This is a genomic window from Aquificaceae bacterium (genome assembly GCA_037722135.1).
GTDB lineage: Bacteria > Aquificota > Aquificia > Aquificales > Aquificaceae > Pampinifervens > Pampinifervens sericum.
This window is the reverse complement of record JBBKAW010000102.1, coordinates 1-3,005: the sequence shown is the minus strand read 5'-3', so window position 1 is coordinate 3,005 and position 3,005 is coordinate 1. Positions and strand designations below refer to the sequence as shown.

Below are 3,005 nucleotides of genomic sequence, written 5' to 3'. Positions count from 1 at the left end.
GACTTTCTTACAACAACAAAAACCCTATACAAGGCTATGGCTATAACACATAGCACGAGGGAGACATACAAAATTGCCATAAAGGCGTTTACATAGTTGTTAAAGATAACTCTATGGGCTATTTCTACGCTGGGAATGGTAGCTGGCAAGGTGTTTGAAATTATTGCGTTTTTTAGAAACTCCGCTTGGGCGAGAAAGCCTATTGCCTTATCTGGATGAAAAACTCTTATAAGACCAGCACTTATGGTGTTTATTGCAAGGAAAAGTGCAGGAAGACCAGTTATCCATGCGTATTTTAGTTTTCCATTGTTTACCATATAAACGGTTGCAACAACGAGAGCGGTGGTTGCCAAAAGTTGGTTGGATATGCCAAAGAGGGGCCAGAGGGTTTTTATACCTCCATAAGGGTCAATAACTCCCACATACAAAAAGTATCCCCAGCCAGCTACTGTTATGCCACTGGTAAGCACATTTACCCAGAGGTTTCTGTAGTCCCTAAAGGCAGAAGATATACCAGAGAGGAGGTCTTGAAGAATGTATCTGCCTACCCTCGTTCCTGTATCTATGGTGGTGAGGATGAAAACCGCTTCAAAGAGTATAGCAAAGTGATACCAGAAGGCAAGTAGGGCTTCGCTTGTTATCTTTGCGAATATAAGAGCCATGCCTATAGCAAGAGCTGGTGCTCCGCCAGTCCTTGAGAGAATAGTAGGCTCTTCAATTTTTCTCGCTATCTCCTCAAGGTATTCTGGTGTTATATAAAAACCCCAGCTGGAGATTTTTTGTGCTGCTTCTTGAACCGTTTTGCCTATCTCTGACGCTGGGCTATTTATGGCAAAGTAGAGACCCGGCTCCATGGAGACCGCAGCGATGAGTGCCATTATTGCCACAAAGGATTCTCCGAGCATACCGCCGTAGCCTACAAGTCTTACATGGCTTTCTTTGTCAAGCATCTTAGGTGATGTCCCAGAGGATATGAGTGCATGAAAGCCAGATACCGCACCACATGCGATGGTTATAAAAAGAAAGGGAAAGAGGTCTCCTTTCCAGACTGGACCGTAGCCGGTAAAGGCATACTGCGTAAAGGCAGGCATCTTTATCTCTGGGTTTGCTATGGCTACTGCAATGGCAATAAGAATGATAGTTCCCAGCTTTAGAAAGGTGCTAAGGTAATCTCTTGGTGCAAGCAAAAGCCAAACGGGTAAAACAGAAGCAAAAAAGCCATAGACCATCAAGGCTATTGCCAACTGAGGCTCAGAGAGGGTAAAGACCTTTCCAAGAGTCTCGTGCTGTGCCACAAGCCTGCCTACATAGAGACTTATCAAGAGTGCTACCACGCCAAAGATAAAGGACTGTAGCACCGCACCAGGTCTTATATGCCACATATAAATGCCCATGAGCATGGCGATGGGTATGGTCATGAAAACGGAAAAGGTTCCCCACGGACTTTCCGCCAATGCCTTTATAACCACAAGACCAAGAACCGCAAGAAGTATAATGAGGATGCTGTATATGACCAGAAGGGTTATAAGCCCACCCACCTTTCCCAGCTCTTCCCTCGCAATTTGACCCAAGCTTTTCCCACCCTTACGCATGGAAATGGTTAGCACCACCATATCTTGAACTGCACCAGCCAAAACCACACCAAGAAGTATCCAAAGAGTCCCTGGCAAGTATCCCATCTGTGCTGCCAGCACAGGACCCACAAGAGGACCAGCACCCGATATGGAGGCAAAATGATGACCAAAGAGCACCCACTTATTGGTAGGCACATAATCAAGACCGTTGTAAAACTTGTGAGCTGGAGTGGGATTATTGTCGTTTATTTCAAAGGCTTTGTAGGCTATAAAGTAGGAGTAGTATCTATAGCCTATCATATAGATAGAAAGGGTTGCTATTAAAATCCAGATTGCCCCCACAGGCTCACCCCTTGACAGGGCGAGCACCGCAAAGGCAAAGGCACCTAAGATAGATAATCCAAGAAGTATTAGCCTATCCTTCCACCTCATTTAAGGTATTTGTTGAAAAAGGCAATAGTCTTTTCCCACACATCGCTTGCATACTCTTCATGATAAACCTCAGGTCTTGAGTCGTTAAAGAAGGCATGGTCTACGCCAGAGTATATTAGGAACTGTGCGGGAACACCATGATTGTTGCACTCTTCGATAGCCTTTAATACATCAGAAAGAGGTATGAAGGCATCTTTTCCTGCGTGAATTGCGAGCACTGGTGCTTTTATCTTTGAGAAATCTATGGGAACTATGGAATAAAGACCATAATAAGGCACTAAAGCCTTAAAATCTTGTGCAAACTCCGCACCGAAATACCATGTGCACGTCCCACCACAACAAAAACCAGTGGCACCAAGCATAAACTCACCGGTCCTTGGCACATAGCCCATATCTTGCTCTTTGAAGTATTCTATGCAAGCTCTTACCATCTCCTTGGCTTCTGAAAACCTATTTTGGAATAGGTCTTGCATGAGTTTTCCTGCATTTTCTGGGTCGCTGGCGGTTTTACCTCCATATAGGTCAATGCCAAAGGCATAAAAGCCTTCTCTTGCATACCTATCGCACACATCCTTAATGTGGTCCACAAGCCCCCACCACTCGTGGAATACAAGAACCATAGGACCCTTTCCAGATTCAGGCTCAGCTAAATAACCTGAGACCTCAACCCCGTTCTTTTTAAAGGATATCATCCTTCCCATGTGGCACCTCCTTTAGGTTTTTTGAAAATTTTAGAGTATCTTCTTAGTGGATGCAAGTGTCTAAACCCAGCCTTCTTGTGATATAGGACATATTGAATATCGGGGTGAGGAAGATTATAATAAGCACACTGTGAAGTTTAAAATAGTTTCTATAGCCTGCCTTTTTGCCTTTGGCTGTGCGGAAAAGACTACAGTTGTGGTAGCAGATGCACCACCTCCCTCAAGACCTCCAGGTTTAATCGTCGCTTCAGACAAAGCTCTTGAAAATGGAAAAAAGCACCTGCGAAAGGGCAACTGT

Annotated in this window: 2 protein-coding genes; both read right to left on the bottom strand. The window is 44.6% G+C overall.

The window, feature by feature from the left end:
- On the bottom strand, positions 1-2,006 hold a 2,006-nt coding region (locus WKI49_07155), incomplete at its 3' end, for a carbon starvation CstA family protein (GenBank protein MEJ7622264.1).
- Positions 2,003-2,707 carry a dienelactone hydrolase family protein gene (locus WKI49_07150; GenBank protein ID MEJ7622263.1) on the bottom strand — a complete coding sequence of 235 codons (705 nt, stop codon included), beginning with the start codon at positions 2,705-2,707 and terminating at the stop codon, positions 2,003-2,005. The genes WKI49_07155 and WKI49_07150, both read right to left, overlap by 4 nt.
- Positions 2,708-3,005 lie beyond the last annotated feature (298 nt).